18 protein-coding genes and 1 other annotated feature are annotated in these 19519 nt (G+C 44.8%); of the genes, 12 read left to right on the top strand and 6 right to left on the bottom strand.

Annotated features, from left to right (window positions below; all coding sequences use genetic code 11):
* Positions 1-326: 326 nt before the first annotated feature.
* From ABID13_RS11780 to rplL, 9 genes are all read left to right on the top strand, one after another.
* Positions 327-1052 (top strand): ComF family protein, encoded by a 726-nt coding sequence (locus ABID13_RS11780; RefSeq protein ID WP_045091654.1) that lies wholly within the window; start codon positions 327-329, stop codon positions 1050-1052.
* A 48-nt stretch (positions 1053-1100) separates the two neighbouring features.
* Entirely contained in the window at positions 1101-2594 is a 1494-nt protein-coding gene (locus ABID13_RS11775; protein WP_048928999.1) for a hypothetical protein, read from the top strand.
* A 168-nt stretch (positions 2595-2762) separates the two neighbouring features.
* A complete protein-coding gene (gene rpmG, locus ABID13_RS11770) occupies positions 2763-2912 on the top strand; it encodes a 50S ribosomal protein L33 (RefSeq protein ID WP_008726232.1) in 150 nt (49 codons plus the stop codon).
* 26 nt (positions 2913-2938) lie between these two features.
* The gene (gene secE / locus ABID13_RS11765) at positions 2939-3199 is read left to right on the top strand and encodes a preprotein translocase subunit SecE (RefSeq protein ID WP_007869565.1); all 261 of its coding nucleotides are present in this window, start codon (positions 2939-2941) and stop codon (positions 3197-3199) included.
* A gap of 21 nt (positions 3200-3220) precedes the next feature.
* Positions 3221-3739: a transcription termination/antitermination protein NusG gene (nusG, locus tag ABID13_RS11760; RefSeq protein ID WP_007869562.1), complete on the top strand. Its 519-nt coding sequence runs from the start codon at positions 3221-3223 to the stop codon at positions 3737-3739.
* A 97-nt stretch (positions 3740-3836) separates the two neighbouring features.
* Positions 3837-4262 (top strand): 50S ribosomal protein L11, encoded by a 426-nt coding sequence (gene rplK / locus ABID13_RS11755; RefSeq protein ID WP_007869559.1) that lies wholly within the window; start codon positions 3837-3839, stop codon positions 4260-4262.
* Positions 4263-4417: 155 nt separating this feature from the next.
* Positions 4418-5113 carry a 50S ribosomal protein L1 gene (gene rplA / locus ABID13_RS11750; protein WP_007869556.1) on the top strand — a complete coding sequence of 232 codons (696 nt, stop codon included), beginning with the start codon at positions 4418-4420 and terminating at the stop codon, positions 5111-5113.
* A gap of 126 nt (positions 5114-5239) precedes the next feature.
* Positions 5240-5387 (top strand) — a sequence feature (ribosomal protein L10 leader region).
* A gap of 55 nt (positions 5388-5442) precedes the next feature.
* Complete coding sequence (gene rplJ, locus ABID13_RS11745; protein ID WP_007869553.1) at positions 5443-5943, top strand: 50S ribosomal protein L10; 501 nt, start codon at positions 5443-5445, stop codon at positions 5941-5943.
* A 145-nt stretch (positions 5944-6088) separates the two neighbouring features.
* Positions 6089-6463, top strand: coding sequence for a 50S ribosomal protein L7/L12 (gene rplL / locus ABID13_RS11740; RefSeq protein WP_007869547.1), 375 nt, complete (start codon positions 6089-6091; stop codon positions 6461-6463).
* A 95-nt stretch (positions 6464-6558) separates the two neighbouring features.
* Here the strand turns inward: rplL and ABID13_RS11735 are convergent, their stop codons facing one another.
* The 4 genes from ABID13_RS11735 to ABID13_RS11720 all read right to left on the bottom strand — a co-directional run bounded on the left by ABID13_RS11735 (position 6559) and on the right by ABID13_RS11720 (position 11356).
* The gene (locus tag ABID13_RS11735) at positions 6559-7428 is read right to left on the bottom strand and encodes a tyrosine-type recombinase/integrase (RefSeq protein ID WP_007869543.1); all 870 of its coding nucleotides are present in this window, start codon (positions 7426-7428) and stop codon (positions 6559-6561) included.
* 13 nt (positions 7429-7441) lie between these two features.
* The gene (locus ABID13_RS11730) at positions 7442-8257 is read right to left on the bottom strand and encodes a tyrosine-type recombinase/integrase (RefSeq protein ID WP_007869540.1); all 816 of its coding nucleotides are present in this window, start codon (positions 8255-8257) and stop codon (positions 7442-7444) included.
* A gap of 212 nt (positions 8258-8469) precedes the next feature.
* A complete protein-coding gene (locus ABID13_RS11725; RefSeq protein WP_048928998.1) occupies positions 8470-9429 on the bottom strand; it encodes a hypothetical protein in 960 nt (319 codons plus the stop codon).
* Positions 9430-9562: 133 nt separating this feature from the next.
* The gene (locus ABID13_RS11720) at positions 9563-11356 is read right to left on the bottom strand and encodes a PspC-like choline-binding domain-containing protein (protein ID WP_048928997.1); all 1794 of its coding nucleotides are present in this window, start codon (positions 11354-11356) and stop codon (positions 9563-9565) included.
* A 257-nt stretch (positions 11357-11613) separates the two neighbouring features.
* On the opposite strand from ABID13_RS11720, the gene ABID13_RS11715 reads away from it, so the two are divergent.
* The 3 genes from ABID13_RS11715 (at position 11614) to ABID13_RS11705 (ending at position 16350) form a co-directional block, all read left to right on the top strand.
* Positions 11614-12954 (top strand): tagaturonate reductase, encoded by a 1341-nt coding sequence (locus tag ABID13_RS11715; protein WP_007869530.1) that lies wholly within the window; start codon positions 11614-11616, stop codon positions 12952-12954.
* A gap of 368 nt (positions 12955-13322) precedes the next feature.
* A complete protein-coding gene (locus tag ABID13_RS11710; RefSeq protein ID WP_048928992.1) occupies positions 13323-15074 on the top strand; it encodes a PspC-like choline-binding domain-containing protein in 1752 nt (583 codons plus the stop codon).
* 139 nt (positions 15075-15213) lie between these two features.
* Positions 15214-16350: a PspC-like choline-binding domain-containing protein gene (locus tag ABID13_RS11705; protein ID WP_048928991.1), complete on the top strand. Its 1137-nt coding sequence runs from the start codon at positions 15214-15216 to the stop codon at positions 16348-16350.
* Between the two features lie 109 nt (positions 16351-16459).
* On the opposite strand, the gene ABID13_RS11700 is transcribed toward ABID13_RS11705, so the two are convergent.
* Entirely contained in the window at positions 16460-17593 is a 1134-nt protein-coding gene (locus tag ABID13_RS11700) for a PspC-like choline-binding domain-containing protein (RefSeq protein ID WP_048928990.1), read from the bottom strand.
* 113 nt (positions 17594-17706) lie between these two features.
* Complete coding sequence (locus ABID13_RS11695; protein WP_354021039.1) at positions 17707-19416, bottom strand: N-acetylmuramoyl-L-alanine amidase family protein; 1710 nt, start codon at positions 19414-19416, stop codon at positions 17707-17709.
* Positions 19417-19519 lie beyond the last annotated feature (103 nt).

Here is a 19519-nt window from a genome sequence, read left to right as displayed (position 1 = left end):
CAGGGCCCCCGGGAGTGCCTGGAAGAATCTCATAGCCACAACCGGATTCATCCTGCCCCTTTCTTCCGGATCGGTCCTGCCGTATTGTAAATATCCCCCATTCATATCCCCCATTCATATCCCCCATTCATATCCCCTATTCATATCCCCTATTCATAACCCACATTTATAACCCACATTCATAACCCACATTTACCCCCCCATCTCCCCCGTCCCCCCATCCCCCCGTCCCCCCCATCTCTCCCATCATCCGCTCCCCAGGATCCAAATATACCCCAGATACTAAGTGAACAATAATCTTAAGAAATGGCAGGATAAAATTAATAATGAATCTGGTGAAAATCTGTTATAATAACATTCTAAACATCCTGTTTCCGCGGCGCTGTCCGGTCTGCGCCCGGATCGTGATGCCCAAGGGCTTCCTCATATGCCCTGATTGCATGAAAAAGCTGTCATGGGTCCGCCGTCCCACCTGCAAAAAATGCGGAAAAGAGGTTATTGGGGACACGATTGAATACTGCTATGACTGTACCAGGCATAAACGGAGTTTTGAGTACGGACTGTCCGTGATCAACTATGATGAAACTGCAAGCCGGTCCATGGCCGGGATCAAATACAATAACAAGCGGGAATACCTGGATTTTTATGCGGAAGCCATGTTCCGCAGCCTGGGCCCCCGGATAATGCGCATGAAAGCAGATGTATTGCTGCCGGTTCCGGTCCACCCCTCACGGATGAAGACCAGAGGTTTTAACCAGGCCCAGGAACTGGCCGTCAGGCTTTCTGAGAAACTGGGAATACCTGTAAACTCAACAATTCTCAGGCGCAGCAAAAAGACTGCGCCCCAGAAATCCCTGGACCCTTCCGGACGTTTGAAAAATCTGGAGCAGGCATTTATGGCAGACCATCTGCCGCCTTACATACATTCCGTGATTCTGGTGGATGACATATATACCACGGGCAGCACCATTGAGGCGTGTACAAGGATTCTCAAAAAGGCCGGGATTGAAAGGGTATATTTTATAACGATTTTTATCGGCAACGGCCAATAAAAGAAAATATATAAACCATGCTAAGACAATGATACGAGGAAGATGTCCATGAAACGATTTGCAAATTTCAGAAAACAGATAAAAATGATTGCTGCAGCGGTTTTGACAGCGTGGACACTGTGCAGCTTTGGCATTATCTTTTCAGGGGGCGCCGAGCTGCCGGGGGCAGTCACGGAAACTATAAACAGTCAGGAGGAGCTGGTCCAGTGGTACGAAAAACAGACAGGAACCGGCAATACAGTGGGAATCCTGGCAAAGGGATTGGTCATCAATAAGGAAATACGTTTAAGTTCTTCTGCCTCAGCCGGACACGGGCTGATCCAGATCCGGATACCGGAAGGACCTGTAAGGATCCTGGGGCAGGGAACGCTTATGATCGATGATCCCGGGGTTAACATTATGGGACCACACCACCTTTTTACAGTGGAGGAAAATGGAAAGCTTATACTCGCCCAGGCAGCAATAGGGGTGGAGGATAAAACAAAGCCATCCATCCTGTGCAGAACCAGGGAGCAGGTTATCATTAGCGATAAAGTGGAGGGCGCCAGGGAGCTTATAATAGAAGCCTCAGATACGCCCGGACCGGATCCGCTGCCTCCGGATGAGAGCCAGCCGCATCCCCTCCCGGATCCGCCGGAACAGGAAATGGATCCTGAACTGACAGAAGTCTACTTACTGAACATTGCCAGTGATAAAAGCGGTTCGGCCAGACTGAGCTTTGCAAATATCCCTGCCAATATTACGGGCTTGTACATATCCCGCAGCCCGGATGGAAAGACATGGACAAAGGAAAAAAACAAGCGCACTCTCCCGTCTTCCCAGAATGGCCAGGGCACGGTGGAATATGAAAATTTCCTGAAAGAACCGGACAATACCCTTGACACCAGCATTGTGAATGACGGATACATGATCTACAATTTCCAGTCAGCCGATCACTCCTTTTATATCAAAGTCAGGTTTGAATGGCCGGACGGGTCATGGGAATCCCGGAAAATAAAGGTGGCGGTCCCGGAATATACAGGACAGGGGCTGACCTTTGTTTACGGCGGAGGAAGTTCGGGAGGATACTACGGATCCTATGGAAGTTCAGGGGGAAGTTCCGGCAGAAGTTCCTATGGAAACTACTCCTACAATACACAGGACAGCGAAGGCACTCAGGAAGAGTCCGATGCATCGGAAGGCCCCATCAGCCGCGGAGGCGGAGGACTCAGCTGGAAAGACTTTTTCCCGGATTTCAGCAGATCCGTGCCTGAATCAGTGAAAGGACCGGAAAATGCGTCACCATCCACAGCAAAACAGATTCCGGATCCGGCACAGGGATCAGATCCAACAGGCACTGAGGAAGAAGCCTTAGGAAATACAGAGAACGGCCCGGCCGAAGTGCCGGATGAGGAACCGCTTTACCAGGCCGGCGCAGGGGAACTGTCCGAAACACCGGATAATGGTATGCATAAAAAGACATGGACCGGAGTTGCCGCAGCAGTCATTATCATAGCCTGTGCAGGCATTGGGCTGATTTTTTACCGAAGAAAAAAGAAATAAGCAATGACGAAACAATGATGAAAAAGACCTAAAAAACCTTGACGTCCTGGCATTTCTATGGTATAGTAGACGGGCGAATGGAAGAGCTTAGGTCTTTTTTTTATGCTCAAAATTAAGTATCTAAGCAGCAAAATGTGAACTACGATAATATAAGTGGAGGTGGAAGTCGTGCGCACAAAGATTACACTGGCATGTACAGAATGCAAACAACGCAACTATAACATGACGAAGGACAAGAAAACTCATCCGGACCGTATGGAAACAAAGAAGTACTGCAGATTCTGCAAGAGACATACCATGCATAAGGAAACCAAGTAATCCTGTTCAGTAAAGGACGTGATAATATGGAAGAGAATACAGTATCTACTGTAGAAACCACAGAAAAAACGGCCAAGGCTGACAAGGCAGAGAAGAAATCAGCTAAGAAAGAGAAAAAGCCCAGCTTTTTCAAAGGGCTGAAAAAAGAGTATAAGAAGATCGTCTTTGCTGACAAGGAAACAGTAGCAAAACAGACAGTAGCAGTGCTTATCATGTCTATTTTTATCGGTGTGGTGATCGCTGTCCTGGACTTCGTTATGAAGTTTGGTTTGAGCTTTATTCTTTAATTCAAAGGCGAGGGTGATTGTATGTCAGAAGCACATTGGTATGTAGTCCATACCTACTCAGGTTACGAGAACAAAGTCAAGGTCGATATTGAGAAGACAATTGAAAACAGAAACCTTCAGGACCAGATCTTAGAGGTATCCGTGCCCATGCTTCCCGTAGTGGAGCTGAAGAACGGCGTGGAGAAAAAAGCTGACAAGAAGATGTTCCCGGGATATGTGCTCATCAACATGGTCATGAACGATGACACATGGTACGTGGTGCGCAACACCCGAGGTGTTACGGGCTTTGTGGGTCCGGGCTCCAAACCGGTTCCTCTGACAGAAGAAGAGATGGCCAGCCTGGGCTTCCAGAGAGAAGAAGATGTCTTAGTCGATTTTGAAGTAGGGGATATGGTAGTAGTTATCTCCGGTGCATGGAAGGATACTGTCGGCGCCATTAAGGCAATCAACGACAGCAAGAAAACCATCACAATGCATGTAGAAATGTTCGGCCGCGAGACACCGGTTGAACTGGGATTCGCTGAAGTCAAGAGGATGTAAGCGGATAAAAGCAACACACGGAATCAGCTTTTGCAGGGCAAGGGCTGGTGGGAGGGACATTCCCGACAATACCACATAATTTTAGGAGGTGCCTAAGATGGCAAAGAAAGTAACAGGATATATCAAATTACAGATTCCAGCTGGCAAAGCAACACCAGCACCACCAGTTGGACCGGCACTTGGTCAGCACGGTGTTAACATCGTTCAGTTTACCAAGGAATTTAACGCTAGAACAGCAGACCAGGGCGATATGATCATCCCTGTAGTTATTACCGTATATGCGGACAGAAGTTTCAGCTTTATCACCAAGACTCCGCCTGCAGCTGTACTGATCAAGAAGGCCTGCAACATAAAGACCGCTTCCGCAGTTCCCAACAAGAACAAAGTAGCTGTCCTTAAGAAGGCTGACCTTCAGAAGATTGCAGAGACTAAGATGCCAGACTTAAACGCTGCCAGCTTAGAAGCTGCTATGAGCATGATCGCAGGTACTGCAAGAAGTATGGGCGTTACCATCGAGGAATAAGAATTGGTGCATGGATCCGAAGACCCCTGAGCAAGGTTTTTGGATTAAAGTAAAGTCCACGATAGAAAAGAATCGTGGAACGATGCTGAAGCATTTTCCCGTTATATGAACGTGGGAGGGAGATTCCCCGTCAATACCACTAGGAGGTTATAAGAATGAAATCAGGTAAAAGATATGCAGAGGCTATGAAAAATGTAGACCGTACTGCACTTTATGACGTAGCAGACGCAATCGCATTAGTTAAAAAGAATGCATCTGCAAAATTTGACGAGACTGTAGAAGTCCATATCAGAACAGGATGTGACGGACGTCATGCTGACCAGCAGATCCGTGGCGCTGTTGTACTGCCTCACGGAACAGGCAAGACCGTACGTATTTTAGTATTTGCAAAGGGACCAAAGGCTGACGAGGCTCAGGCTGCAGGTGCTGATTACGTAGGTGCTGAGGAACTGATCCCAAGGATCCAGAACGATGGCTGGCTGGATTTTGACGTAGTAGTAGCTACTCCTGACATGATGGGCGTTGTAGGCCGTCTTGGCCGTGTGCTGGGCCCCAAGGGCTTAATGCCCAACCCAAAGGCCGGTACCGTTACCATGGACGTAACCAAGGCTATCAACGATATCAAAGCTGGTAAGATTGAGTACAGACTTGACAAAACAAACATTATTCACGTGCCAGTAGGAAAAGCTTCTTTCACAGAGGAGCAGTTAGCGGACAACTTCCAGACGCTTATTGATGTAATCGTGAAAGCGAAACCAAGCACAGTTAAGGGTGCATACCTTAAGAGCGTTGCCCTGGCCTCTACCATGGGCCCTGGCGTTAAGCTGAATGTAGCTAAGCTGGTTAACTAATCGGTTGCAACCATATAGGTGCTGCCATGGATCTGATGCAGCCGCCGGCATAGCCGCGGCGGTCTCAGCCATGGCAGCATATTTTTATAAAATGAGGCTTGACATCAATCATACATTATGATATACTGCTACAGTATTGAATGCCCTGAGACAGCAGGTACCGTAAGGTGTAAGGCGTAACCGCCTGCCGAGGAACATACAAAACTCTGATTTTTTATGATGAGATTTTGCGAACCTCTCTGTCCATATGGCAGAGAGGTTTTTATGTTTAAATGATTCCATGCTATGACGGTTTTCAATGCAGAATAAAATAAGGAGGTAAACCATTCATGGCAAAAGTTGAATTAAAACAGCCAGTTGTAGACGAAATCAAGGGAGTGCTTGAAGGTGCTGTAGGCGCAGTGATCGTAGATTACCGCGGTCTGACTGTAGAGCAGGATACCCAGCTGCGTAAGAAGTTAAGGGAAGCTGGAGTAACCTACAAAGTATTTAAGAACACCCTGATCAAGCGTGCAGCAGAGGGAACCGAATTTGCAGCCCTTGAACCACAGCTGGAAGGACCGACAGCATTAGCAGTTTCCAAGGAAGATGCAACTGCTCCGGCAAGGATCTTAGCTGAATTCGCTAAGACAGCACCAAAGCTGGAACTGAAGGCATCCATCATTGAAGGAACCTACTATGATCAGGCCGGAACCCAGGTTATCGCTACTATCCCATCCAGGGAAGTACTTCTGGGCAAGCTGCTTGGCAGCATCCAGTCTCCTATCACCAACCTGGCTCGCGTTCTCAATCAGATCGCAGAGAAGAACGGTGGAGCAGCAGAAGCATAAGTTGCTTTTTTCTCATCTGTTCAGACAGTACAGGAGATCATCCGCTGTTTGGAATTAGAAGAAGAAACAGGTATCCGGCAGCATAAGGCTCCGGATTTAAGAAAAGAAACACAGAATATTTAATATTAAACAGGAGGAACATAAAATGGCAAAGTTAACAACCGCTGAGTTTATCGAAGCTATCAAGGAATTATCCGTATTAGAACTGAATGATTTAGTAAAAGCATGTGAGGAAGAGTTTGGCGTATCTGCAGCAGCAGGCGTTGTAGTTGCAGCAGCAGGTGCTGGCGCAGCAGCAGCTGAGGAGAAGACCGAATTTGACGTAGAACTGACTGAGGTTGGTCCTAACAAGGTTAAGGTTATCAAGGTTGTACGTGAAGTTACCGGCTTAGGCCTGAAGGAAGCTAAGGACGTAGTTGACGGTGCTCCTAAGGCTATCAAGCAGGGCGTTTCCAAGGAAGAGGCTGAGGACGTTAAGACCAAGTTAGAGGCTGAAGGCGCTAAGGTTACCCTGAAGTAATTTAACTTTATAATCATATGAAAACAGGTATCGGAGATGGATGGACAGCAGTTCAGCATTTCTCCGGTACCTGTTTTGTTTTTATAAAGTCTTTGCTACCAGGTAACAACCCTGTCGATCAGCAGTCTTTGTTCATCAGAGGAACGCTTAAGATAGATTCGGGTCGTCTCAATGCTCTCATGCCCCATCAGATCCGCCAAAAGGGCGATATCATTAAATCGGTTCAAAAAATTTTTGGCAAACCGGTGTCGAAAGGAATGGGGGTAGACGGTGTTCTCGGGGACTCCGTAACGCCTGGCAAGGGCTTTCAGCTGAAGGCTGATCCCCCGGGGTGAGATGGGCTGCCCGGACCGGTTGGTAAACAGGAAGCCGCTGCTGACACCATTGGATTCCAGCCATTGAAGCCCCTCGGTGCACAAGGATTCAGGAAAATAGATGCGCCTGATCTTGCCGCCCTTTGAGCATAGGTCCATGTAGCCCATCCGCACGTGTTCAACCTTGATCTGGAGCAGTTCGCTGATTCTGGCTCCGGAAGAACATAGAAAACGCACCACAAAATACCAGAACATGTTATGGTCCTGTTTCAGGCCCTTTTTCAGACGCTCATAATCCGTCTGGGATATAACATTATCCAGAAACATTTTCTGCTGCTGCTTTACAGAAGGGAGACGGTATGTTTCCAAAGGAACCTCTAAACCCTCGCCGCACTGCCGGATATACTGGTTAATACCATAAATCCGCGCGTTCACAGTAGCTGCCTTATAATGCTGGATCAGGTATTGCTTATAAGAAAGCAGATTATTCATGGTCAGCTCATCATATAAAGAAAAGTAAAGTCTTACGGAAGCCGTATACACCGTCACAGTGTTGGGGGATACACCGCTTTCCTTCAAAAATCCCTGGAACAGCAGAAGGCGGTTGTCTTTTTCAGGGATTGTCCTGTTTGTAACAGATATATCACACATAGGAATTTCCTTTCTACCAATTCACTACCTTATTTATAATTGCATACTGTTCCGTGCTGCTGCGCCGCAGATATATTCTGGTGGTTTCAATACTCTCATGCCCTAAAATGTCCGAGAGAAGGGCAATATCCCCGCATTTCTCAATAAAGTTTTTGGCGAACCGATGGCGGAAGGAATGGGGATACATTACATCCGGGTTCAAGGCATAACGGGCAGAGAACATTTTAAGCTGGGAACGGATCCCGCAGGGAGACAGCGGATCGCGGTAGCGGTTTAGAAACAGCGCGCCCTTATGGCGGTTTTCCGAAGCAGTCCAATCCATCAGGGCTTGTTTCAGGACAGTGGGAATATAGATCCGGCGCATTTTATTTCCCTTGGAATAAATATCCTTTTGTCCTGTATAAACGTCCTCTACCTGAAACATTACAACCTCACTTACACGGACTCCCGTGGCGGTGATCAGCCGGACCAGGTAATAGTATGTGAATTCCTCATCCTCATAAAGACGCCGTATAAGATATTCATAGTCGGCTTCACTGATGATCTTGTCAAGGAATGTTTTCTGCTGGATCCGTACCATGGTCAATGGAGGAATGGAAGAGTCTTTTTGTTCAAGGAAGGAATTTAATGCGCGGATCCGCAGGTTTACGGTCTGGGGTTTATACTGATCCATAAGCTGGATCTTGTATTTTTGCAGATTGGCTGATGTCAGCCGATGGTACATTTGGTAAAATTGTTTTACTGAATATAGATAAACCTGGATCGTGTTTGGGGCCAGATTTCGTGAGGTTAAATATTGTTCAAATTGCTTTATATCTGATGGCAGCATATTCAATTCCTCCTTCCAAATTGACTTTAGGTGGAAGTATAGCAGTGAAATTTAATGCAAGTCAAGGACTTTAGACAAATGTTAGGGTCTTGTTACGGTTTTGAGATAAAAATAATGGCATACGTTTATATTTCACAAAATGTTCACAGTTTTAAGGACAAAAAAACCCGGGCCATGTAATGGTCCATGACCCGGGAATGCGGGAGCGGAAACTAAAGGCCGGGGCCTAAAACAGCAGTATTCAGAGATGATTCCTGGCCATCCCAGACACCATTAGCATCCACATAATATCCGTCAGGCGTTTGTGTTTCGGTTTCCATATAGGCGCCTATATTAAAATAATACCACTGACCGTCTGTATCCTGTATCCATCTGGCTGCTGCATAAGAGCCATTTTTCATAAGGTATCTCCAGCCGTTTTCTGTTTGTGTCCAACCGGGGATATAATTTTTTCGCTCCCCTCTGTCATTAACATAATATCCATCAGGGGTGACGGTGTCAGCCAGCATAAAGCCTTCTGGGTCCATGAAATACTGCTGATCGTCCACAACAAGCCAGCCGTTGGATATATATGTTCCATCAGTTTGTCTGTAACGCCATTGTCCATCCTCCTGGTACCAGCCGGAGGTAAGGGTTCCATCATAGGCTCCGGCATCTGTTCCGTCCACATTGATTAGATATTTTCTTACTTCAGCAGGCAGATCGGATACATTCACACCGGAGGGGAGGCTGACAATATCCACATACCGTTCCTTGGTAGAAGAATTTCCGTTGTTGGTAACAAGGACCATGCGGGTCACAGCCTGACTTCCTTCGGGAATAAGGGAGCTGTTTTCTGGGATCCCCCAAAGGCCGTCTACATTGACAAGGGACGGGACCTCGCCCCAGGGACGGGGGAGGGTGGGGGAAAATGTATAAGCATAGTCATATCCTCTGTTAAGTATGACATCCTGCTCGGAAATGGTATTTCCTCCTGCCAGGATGGCAAAATACCGGCCGTTTCCGCAATCCACAGGCCGCCAGGTAAAAAGATATGCCCCGCAGTTTTCCATAACGGTCGTATTGGTTTCCGTTTCCGCATAGGTTATAAAGCTGTTGGTTAGAGCCGCGGATGACAAAAGGACCGCAAAGGTAAATGCTGAAATTGATGCTGAAATTGGTTTACGTATCATGATAAGGGACCTCCCGTAAATTTTGTGGGCAGACTGGCCGGAAAAAAACGTCATGACCAACTTGGTGTATAGTAGCAGCCATGACGTTTGTTCCGTTATTTAATTTGCTGTGAGTACATATCCTTTGCGGAAACTAGTCTTCCAGATAAATTGCCATGATCTGTCCGCGGTTATTTGTTACATAGTAGTAATCGCTGCCATCCTTGCTTCTGCTGCGTCCGTCAATAACTTTGCCTGAAGTATTGATCAGGATATAATCTGATCCCAGACCGGATGCGGTAGTGTAGCCGCCGTTTCCGTCCTCAGCAGTTCCAAAAATATACAACTCCCTTAGATCATCAGCGTCTTTATTCAGATTGCTGATACCGAACATGTCGCCCATATCAGCGCTTCCAAGGGTGCTAACAGGTACATTTACATAGTTGGAAGAATCCACAGCTGCCAATAATCCATCTACATCATCCAGCTTTGTAAAGCTGTCGCGTTCCTTATCTGCATCCTTGCCGGCAGCTACGGTAACCGTATCTCTTACAATAACCTGATATTTTTCATCAGAGCCAGCTTTGAGTAAAAGTCCGGACTGGTAATACCTGTCATCCTGTTCACCGGAGATACCGGCACCCCTTCTGCTTCCGGAGCGTTCAAAGTAGAACGTGGTGTTATCGCCGTCAAATGAGAGAGTTGTTCTGCCGGTTTTCAGTGAACCATCGCTGCTGTCGCCGAAATAGTAGCATTTATAACCCATTCCCTCAAGCACTGAGGCATTTTCCATAAAGTCATCCTCATTGTCAAATGGATAATTATCATTGTCATCCGCAAGAACTTCAATATAATCACTGTCCTCAAGGATGAACTTCAGTCCGTTGACCATGCGGCCGTCATTTCTGAAAGCGTATCTTCTGCCATTGATGGTCTTGAATTCACCGGCATAGATATTGCCGCTTCCATCTGCATAGTACCAGTTGTCTTCATCATCATCATAGCGATCCCGGTCAAGCATTTCGGCAGCAACAACTCTGAACCATCCTCTGCTCACCCTGGACCCGTCTTCCACACTGTTAAAGTATCTCCAAGCCTGGGAATACTGGGCGCGGCTTGAGGTTGCCAGTGAATTTCCGTCAGAAGTAGTGGCTTTTTCCGTATCCATGGACCACTCAGCGGTCATTGCACCATACTGGTCAAAGGCATAACGCCTTCCGTTAATGGTTCTTTCCTTCTGGGAATCGCCGTCATCAGCCTTGATTTTTTTACCGTTAGAGAGGAAATAGAACCATCTGGTCTGATCCTCATCTTCGGAAAATACTGGGGAGATCCACTCATAGTCACCGCTGGTAGCTTCATCATAAGTGATATCCAGCTGGAGCCATCCGGTTGTCATGGCACCGTCATCTTCGCCGCCGAAATAGTAATCACCTTCAAGGAAGGCATCTCCGTCCGAATTGTCAACACGTTCTGCACTGTCGGCATTTACCCATCCATAGAGCATACGGCCCTCGTCATCAAATGCATAACGTCTGCCGTTTATTGTTTTTAAGGAAACCCGGTCGCTGCTACCGTTTGTCATGGCCCGGCCATTTGCCTGGAAATAGTACCAGTAGTGGTCCGGTTCATCATCATCTCCGGCATCCTCATTATCAACAGCAACCCACTGATTAGTTACCATTGCTCCGCTTGCATCCACATAGTAATAGTGGTCACCATCCTCGATCAGCTGGTCAATGGCCATGTCACCTGAATCATCCAGGTAATACCAATTGTTGCCGGATCTTGCCCACTGATCGGTAACCCTGTTCTCGCTTCTGTCATAGTATACCCAAGTGCCGTCTTCCTCAGCCCAGCCTACGGCTGCGAAAGAAGTCATGGATGCACCGATGGCGAGCAGCGCTGCTGTTGACAACACAGCAACTAATTTTGTCTGCTTTCTCATAATTAATGCACTCTCCTTTTTCTTTTTGAAAAAACTTTTTGAAATTCCTTTTTGCATTACGAGTTGATTATACTTCTAGTAAGGAAAATTATAATGACCAAGAATGTAAACGCTTACAATTTCTGCATCAAACCCCTTGCATAATTTTGAATAATGTTGTATAGTATTCTCAGAAATAAAGCAACAGTGCTGCATACCATATAATGTAAGCACTTACAAAAAACAACAATTCTATAATCCTATGGAGGTAGCAGATCATGAGCAATAATGTAAAAGAGACAGTGATCCAGTTTGGTGAAGGCGGATTCTTACGTGGATTTGTGGATTACTTCTTCCACAAACTTCAGGAGAAGGGTTTATATGACGGTAAAATTGTAGTAGTCCAGCCAATTGAAAGAGGAATGTGCCAGATGCTGGCGGACCAGAACTGTGAATACAATCTGTTCCTGCGCGGCATTGACAATGGTGAGGTGGTTAATGAGCATACCCATGTGACCTCCATATCCAGAGCCCTGAATCCATACACCCAGTATGAGGAATATATCGCACTTGCTGAAAGTCCTGACATAAGGGTACTTGTATCCAACACCACAGAGGCTGGAATTGAATATATTGGAACAGAGAAGCTCACGGACATGCCCCCAAAATCATATCCTGCAAAACTGTGTCAGTTCCTATATAAAAGATACAAGGCAGGATTAAAGGGATTGATCCTTCTTCCCTGCGAACTGATCGATGACAATGGTGATAATCTGAAGAAATGCGTTCTCCAGTACGCGGATCTCTGGGAACTGGAAGACGGATTTAAGGATTGGATTGAAAATGAAAATGATTTCTGCAGCACTCTGGTGGACCGTATTGTAACCGGTTATCCCAGGGATGAGGTGGAGGAACTGACCAAGCAGATCGGCTACGAGGATAAATTGATCGATACAGCCGAGATCTTCCACCTGTGGGTGATCGGCGGTCATCATGAGGATGAACTTCCATTCCGGAAAGCCGGCTATAATGTTGTTTGGACAGATGATGTACATCCTTATAAGAAGAGAAAAGTACGCATCCTGAACGGCGGCCACACTTCCATGGTCCTGGGTGCATACCTTTACGGCCTTGAGACAGTAGGCGAATGCATGAAGGATGAGAAAGTGTCTTCCTTCCTTAAGAAATGTATTTTTGAAGAGATCATCCCCACAATTGGAGATACAGAAGATAACCGCAAGTTTGGCGCGGCTGTCTTAGAACGCTTCTCAAATCCATTTATCAAGCATCTTCTGTTAAGCATTGCCCTGAACTCCGTAAGCAAATTCCAGGTACGCGTTCTTCCCACCATCCTGGAGTACAAGGAAAAGTTCGGCAAATACCCGGCGGCCCTGACATTCTCCATGGCAGCCCTTATATCCTTCTACCGCACCGATAAGGCAAATGACGGCGAGGAGATCCTGCAGTTTATGAAGACAGCCTCTGTGGAGGATATTATGAAGCGTCAGGATTACTGGCATGAAGACCTGAGCGAAATGATCCCCATGGTTCAGGAGTACTATGATCTGATCCAGAGCAAGGGAATGTCAGAGGCTTACAGCACGATTCTTGCGAAATAATTGCGATAAATAAAACTGGTTAAAAGTGGTACCTGATATCAAAAATCGGGTATCACTTTTTTATATCCCCAAATTGTACAAATATAAGTACAATTTCTGCAAAACCTTTGTTTTCCGTAATAATTACGTAAGAAAATGCACAGGTAAATGTTATGGTATTTTCCCCAGATTTATACTATACTAAATGCGTGTGATGGAGTTGGTATCCTTCATCTGGTAAATTGTCTAATTTGCGCATTTTTAGTAGAAATTGCAAAAAATGCAAAAAAACTATTGATAATTTTCCTTATCCGAAGTATAATCAACTCGTAATGCAATAAAGGAATTTCAAAAAGTATTTCAAAAAGAAAAAGGAGAGTGCATTAATTATGAGAAAGCAGACAAAATTAGTTGCTGTATTATCAACAGCAGCACTGCTCGCTATTGGTGCATCCATGACATCTTTTGCGGCTCAGGGTTGGGCTGAGGAAGATGGTACTTGGGTATACTATGATAGGAATGGCGACAGAGTAACCGATAAGTGGGCAAAGTCCGGTAATAACTGGTATTACCTGGATAGCGATGGCGAGATGGCTATCGACACCCTGATCGAGGATGGCGACAACTACTACTATGTAGATGTGAATGGCGTTATGGCTTCCAATCAGTGGGTGGCTATTGAGAACGAGGATGCCGGTGAGGATGATGAGCCTGATAACTACTGGTATTACTTCCAGGCTAATGGTAAAGCTTTAAAGAACAGTGGAGACAGTGTTTCTTTAAAGACTGTTAATGGCAAGAAGTATGCATTTGATGATGAAGGCAAGATGCTTTATGGTTGGGTAGCAAAAGACAACGCAGAGCGTCTTGATGATACTGACGGCGAAGGTTTTGTTGATGGTGATTATTACTTCGGCGGTGAAGATGATGGTGCTATGACTGTTGGCTGGCTGCAGATTGATATTACCTATACAGACGTTGATAATGATACTTACAATGCAATCGCACCTGTATTTACAGATGATGAAGATCAGACTCGTTGGTTCTATTTCCAGTCTAACGGCAAGAAGGTTAAGTCTGATGATCCTGATAAGGTAAAAGAGAAGACTATTAATGGCAAGAAGTATGGCTTTGATCAGTACGGCGCAATGGTAGCTGAGTGGTCTGCTGATATTTATGAAGCTTCCAAGAGCGGTGTTGATATTATCGGAAGCAGGAGTGATTCTACTAACAAGAAGTCTGTAACAGCTAAGTACGCTCAGCAGTGGAGATACTTCAACAATGTTGAAGATGGTGCAAAAGTAAGCAGAGGCTGGTTCAAGGTTGTATCTGCCGAGTACCTCAATGATGAGAAGTTCGATGATGATGAGGATGCTTGGTACTATGCTGATGGCAGCGGCGATCTGTATGCCGGAGAATTTAAAACCATTAAAGGCAAGAAGTATGCATTTAGAAACGATGGCCGTATGATTAACGGGCTGAAGTTTATTTACGATAGTGGCAGCGGACTTAGCGTTAAAGCTGATGATAATGATGAAGCTAACTTTGGTCCATTTGACACAGAAGATGACTTCCTTGCAAATGCACCTAAATATGAATCACAGCAGTATAAGTGCTACTACTTTGGCGGTGGTGATGATGGTGCTATGAGAACCAATAAGGCTACTATTGGAATTGATGGAGATAACTACAGTTTCTACTTCGAAAAATCTGGTAGCAACAAGGGCGCTGGTAAGACTGGCGTGAAAGATGATAAGTTCTATCAGTCTGGTATGTTGCTGAAGGCTGGCTCTGACGAGAGGTATCAGGTTGTACAGACTGTAACTGGTGGATATACAAAGCTTGCTGACGTAGATGCATTCTTAGGTGAAGTTGGTACAACAGTGAAGAAGAAGGGCAATGTAACTGCGGCTGATGTGGCAATTGCTGACGCTGTAAAGAACACTTCATTCAGCAAAAAGGCCGATGATTTAACCGAACTGTATGTAATTGACTATACTAATTTAAATGAGTCTGATTTTGCACTGGTTAATACTTCAGGTAAGGTTATTGACAGCAAGAGCAAGAGCAAAGACGGCAGCGATTATGTATATGTTACCGACAACAAGGGTGTTATCAGAATCATCTATGTTGAAGACTAATTATATGTAAGCGGTAATTATGTTTAACTAAAATTTAAGGGGGAAGCGTTGTGACTGATGAGATATATAATTAGTCGCAGCGCTTCTTTTTGCTATAAATGCTATACAAATATTAAAATGATTATAGGAGGTACGATTGATGATAAAAAAGCATTTTGCTGTGTTTGGGCTTATCCTAGCTTTGTCTATAGAATCCTCATTTACAGCTTTTGCAGATACAGCCAATAGTATAACTATGGAAAACAGTGGCGCCTTTCTTTTTCAGTGGCGCCCAGTAGACTGCGGTGACGGTATGTCTTTTGCTATTCTAGTAGGTGGAAATACTATCAGTGAAAGTGATGTTATCTTAAACCGTGGATACGACTATGCCTATACATTTGAACCAATGACTTATTCAAGGCCCTGGGGTACAGTGCCGGATTTAGTGAATGTAAATGGTGTATGGGCAATTCCTGAGAATTGGTCATCTCTACCAGAAGGAACACAGCCAACTTTGCAGATTGTTCTCAAAACAAACTATAAAAATCTTGACACCGATAAACGGTATATAAATGTTGTCCATCTCCCGAATGGTGTTGACGCTTCCGATTTACCCACAGAAGTACGCAAATATTTAATTAATGTAGACGGCTCTGATGCTGGTGCTTATGATGGAACAGTAACTAGTGGGTGGGAAAAAAATGATAATGGTCAATGGACTTATAGAAGGCATGATGGAACATTTGTAACCAATAGCTGGCTCACTGTAGATGAAAAAACATATTATTTGGATGGTAACGGAGTCATGCTTACTGATACATATGCTCCGGATGGAACCTATCTAAATCCAAGTGGTGAACGTGTAAGCTATAAACCAGGATGGGTTTCTGATGATAAAGGTTGGAGATATATCCAGAAAAATGGGTATCATGCTGCCTCAACCTGGTTACAGGATGCAGATGGAAAATGGTACTATTTTAATATTGGTGCATATATGGCGGTTGACACCGCAACGCCAGACGGTTATTATGTAAATGCCGATGGTGTATGGGATGGCCAACCAAGCACAATTTCTAATAATGTAAATCTTGGACCAGGAATGTCATCTTCAGGCGGATGGGAACAAATCGATAACAATTGGAAATATCTTCAGGAAGATGGTACTTATGTGACCAATGCTTGGAAACAGGTTGACGGAAAATGGTACTATTTTGATGAAAATTCTATAATGGTTACGAACCAGGAAACTCCAGATGGTTATTACGTTAATGCTGATGGGGTTTGGGTTCAGTCATAACTAAAACAAATGCGTAGTAGATAAGTAAAAAGACGAATTCCTAAAGCTTTGCCTTGGAATTCGTCTTTTTATTAAAGGAACAACAAATAAGTCCCGGATGTGTAACATGTTACTGTTCCCAAACACCATCTGCATTGACATAATAACCGTCAGGTGTGGTCTGATCTGTAGCCATTAAGGAATTTTCATCAAAATAATACCAATTCCCATCAACCTGTTTCCAAGCATTGGTTACATATGTACCATCTTCCTGCTTAAACTTCCAATCAGTACCTACCGATTCCCATCCGTCAGCAGACGACATTCCAGGTCCAAGGTTTACTTCATTGACGATCGTACTAGCCTGACCATCCCATACTCCATTGGCGTCTACACGGTATCCGTCTGGTGTAGTGGTGTCAACTGCCATGTAAGCACCGATATTAAAATAGTAATACTTGCCATCTGAATCCTGTAACCAGGTAGATGCCGCATAATAGCCGTTCTTCTGTATATATCTCCAGCCATTATCATCAGAAACCCATCCTGGCTTATAGCTTACCTTTACTCCGCTTGGATTCACATAGGTGCCGTCCGGCGCATATGTATCCGCTAACATAATTCCATTTTCATCCATATAGTATGTTTTTTCATCTACAGTAAGCCAGCTGTTAGTAACAAATGAACCATCACTTTTTCTATAGGTCCATTGCCCATTCTCATTTTTTACCCATCCGCTGGTTTCAGTTCCTTCATATGCACCAGCATCAGAACCATCTACATTGATCAAGTATTTACGAACTTCTGCAGGAAGTGTTGACGAATCTACGTTACCTGGCAAATGAACTACATGAATGTAACGCTTATCTGTATCCAGGTTCTTATAATTTGTTTTCAATACGATCTGCATAGTAGGCTGGCTCCCTTCCGGTAATGAAGACCAGTTTTCTGGAATCCCCCATACGCCATCCACATTAACTAAATCCGGCGCCGTACCCCAAGGCCTTGAATAGGTCATTGGTTCAAAGGTGTAAGCATAATCATAACCACGGTTTAAGATAACATCGCTTTCATTAACTGTATTACCACCTACAAGTATAGCAAAGGATACACCATCACCACAGTCAACTGGACGCCACTCAAACAGGTATGCGCCACTGGTTTCCATGGTTATACTGTTTGCAGTATTCGCAAATGATTGTACTGCTGCTCCCGCAGAAAGGGCTGCAACAAGCCCGAATATTATAAGGTGTTTCTTTATCATATAGTTCCTCCCGCTAAATTAAAAGGAAGCGCTGCGACTAATAATATAAAATCATCAGTCACAACGCTTCCCCCTTAAATTTTAATTGCTAAAGTCAAAGTACTAATATAGAATTAGTCCTCAACATAGATAACTCTGATTACGCCGCTGTTATCAGTTACGTAAACATAATCGTTACCATCTTTGCTCTTGCCCTTCTTATCAACAACCTTACCGGATGTATTGATAAGTTTCAGATCATTCTCTGGCAGAACATAAAGTTCTTTCAGATCATCAGCCTTCTTATTGAAGGAGGAAGCAGCATCCTTAGCAGCAGCTACATTTTCATCGGTTACAGTGTCAGATGTTGGTGTAACAACTTCCATTACTTCCTTAGCATCAGCCAGCTTCTTCCATGTCTCTACTTCATCATCAGCACTTACTTTCTGAATAGCCTGATACTTGTCATCAGATCCGGCCTTCAGAAGCATACCAGCAAGATAGTACTTATCATCCTTCTCACCGTTTACACCAGAGCCCTTCTTAGAACCTGATTTCTCGAAGTAGAAGTTGAAGTTATCTCCATCAATTGAGATAGTGGTCTTGTTGGTCTTCATAGCGCCGTCTTCACCATCACCAAAGTAATAGCAAAGGTAATCATTTGCATTGTAGTACTGAGCGCTCTCGATGAAATCGTCCTCAGTATCGAATGGATAATCATCATCATCGTCAGCTTTTACAGACATACCATCTTCTTTGACAAACTTCAGGCCACTTACCATACGGCCATCATTTCTGAACGCATACTTCTTGCCCTTGATGGTCTTGAACTCGCCTGCGTACAGGTTGCCGCTTCCATCTGCATAGTACCATGCATCCTCATCATCATTGTACTTGTCTTCGTTCAGGTACTCAGCTGCTACTACCTTGAACCAGCCCTTGCTTACGCGGGCGCCATCTTCTACGCTGTTGAAGTATCTCCATGCCTTGGAATACTGAGCAGAATTACCTGTCTTCTCAACAGCTGCTGTACTGTTGGTTCCTAAGTTAGAAGTTGCCTTTGCAATATCCAGAGACCACTCAGCTACCATTGCACCATACTGGTCAAATGCATACTTCTTACCATTGATGGTCTTCTCTTTGGTATCGTCAGAACTATCAGACTGAACCTTCTTACCATTGGACTTGAAGTAGAACCAACGGCTCTGATCCTCATCATCATTAAATACTGGAGCAATCTCATAATCACTGGTTGCTTCATCATATGTGATATCCATCTGCAGCCAGCCAACGGTCATGGCACCGTCATCTTCGCCGCCGAAGTAGTAAACGCCATCCTTGAAAGCATCGCCGTCTGTATTGTCGATACGCTCTGCACTGTCAGAGGATACCCAGCCATACAGCATCTTGCCTTCATCGTCAAACGCATATTTCTTACCGTTAACGGTCTTTAATGCAATGTTGTCTCCGCTGTTCTTTAAAGCCTTACCATTAGCCTGGAAGTAATACCAGTAATGCTCTGGCTCATCATCCTCACCAGCGTCCTCGTTGTCAATAGCTACCCACTGATTGGAAGCCATAACGCCATTGATATCTACATAGTAGTAGTTGTCGCCATCCTCGATCAGGGTGTCGATAGCCATCTCGCCATCGCTATCCAGGTAATACCAGTTATTACCGGACTTTGCCCACTTATCGGTTACTCTGTCGCCATTCCTATCATAGTATACCCAAGTACCATCTTCCTCAGCCCAACCCTGAGCCGCAAAAGATGTCATGGATGCACCAATAGCGAGCAGTGCTGCTGTTGATAATACAGCAACTAATTTTGTCTGCTTTCTCATAATTAATGCACTCTCCTTTTTCTTTTTGAAATACTTTTTGAAATTCCTTTATTGCATTACGAGTTGATTATACTTCGGATAAGGAAAATTATAGAAAGACATA

The sequence above is a fragment of the Enterocloster citroniae genome (genome assembly GCF_040545455.1).
GTDB classification, from domain to species: Bacteria; Bacillota; Clostridia; order Lachnospirales; family Lachnospiraceae; genus Enterocloster; species Enterocloster citroniae.
Note: the sequence above shows the minus strand (reverse complement) of the source record. Positions and strands in the feature narration are given on the sequence as shown.

Bases quoted from the DNA above. Each gene is read 5' to 3' on its own strand.
- rplJ (WP_007869553.1), top strand. From the start codon at position 5,443: ATGGCAAAAGTTGAATTAAAACAGCCAGTTGTAGACGAAATCAAGGGA.
- ABID13_RS11705 (WP_048928991.1), top strand. From the start codon at position 15,214: ATGATAAAAAAGCATTTTGCTGTGTTTGGGCTTATCCTAGCTTTGTCT.
- rplK (WP_007869559.1), top strand. From the start codon at position 3,837: ATGGCAAAGAAAGTAACAGGATATATCAAATTACAGATTCCAGCTGGC.
- ABID13_RS11775 (WP_048928999.1), top strand. From the start codon at position 1,101: ATGAAACGATTTGCAAATTTCAGAAAACAGATAAAAATGATTGCTGCA.
- ABID13_RS11735 (WP_007869543.1), bottom strand. From the start codon at position 7,428: ATGTGTGATATATCTGTTACAAACAGGACAATCCCTGAAAAAGACAAC.
- ABID13_RS11715 (WP_007869530.1), top strand. From the start codon at position 11,614: ATGAGCAATAATGTAAAAGAGACAGTGATCCAGTTTGGTGAAGGCGGA.
- nusG (WP_007869562.1), top strand. From the start codon at position 3,221: ATGTCAGAAGCACATTGGTATGTAGTCCATACCTACTCAGGTTACGAG.
- ABID13_RS11720 (WP_048928997.1), bottom strand. From the start codon at position 11,356: ATGAGAAAGCAGACAAAATTAGTTGCTGTGTTGTCAACAGCAGCGCTG.
- ABID13_RS11700 (WP_048928990.1), bottom strand. From the start codon at position 17,593: ATGATAAAGAAACACCTTATAATATTCGGGCTTGTTGCAGCCCTTTCT.
- ABID13_RS11725 (WP_048928998.1), bottom strand. From the start codon at position 9,429: ATGATACGTAAACCAATTTCAGCATCAATTTCAGCATTTACCTTTGCG.
- rplA (WP_007869556.1), top strand. From the start codon at position 4,418: ATGAAATCAGGTAAAAGATATGCAGAGGCTATGAAAAATGTAGACCGT.
- ABID13_RS11710 (WP_048928992.1), top strand. From the start codon at position 13,323: ATGAGAAAGCAGACAAAATTAGTTGCTGTATTATCAACAGCAGCACTG.
- rplL (WP_007869547.1), top strand. From the start codon at position 6,089: ATGGCAAAGTTAACAACCGCTGAGTTTATCGAAGCTATCAAGGAATTA.
- ABID13_RS11695 (WP_354021039.1), bottom strand. From the start codon at position 19,416: ATGAGAAAGCAGACAAAATTAGTTGCTGTATTATCAACAGCAGCACTG.
- ABID13_RS11780 (WP_045091654.1), top strand. From the start codon at position 327: ATGAATCTGGTGAAAATCTGTTATAATAACATTCTAAACATCCTGTTT.
- ABID13_RS11730 (WP_007869540.1), bottom strand. From the start codon at position 8,257: ATGCTGCCATCAGATATAAAGCAATTTGAACAATATTTAACCTCACGA.
- secE (WP_007869565.1), top strand. From the start codon at position 2,939: ATGGAAGAGAATACAGTATCTACTGTAGAAACCACAGAAAAAACGGCC.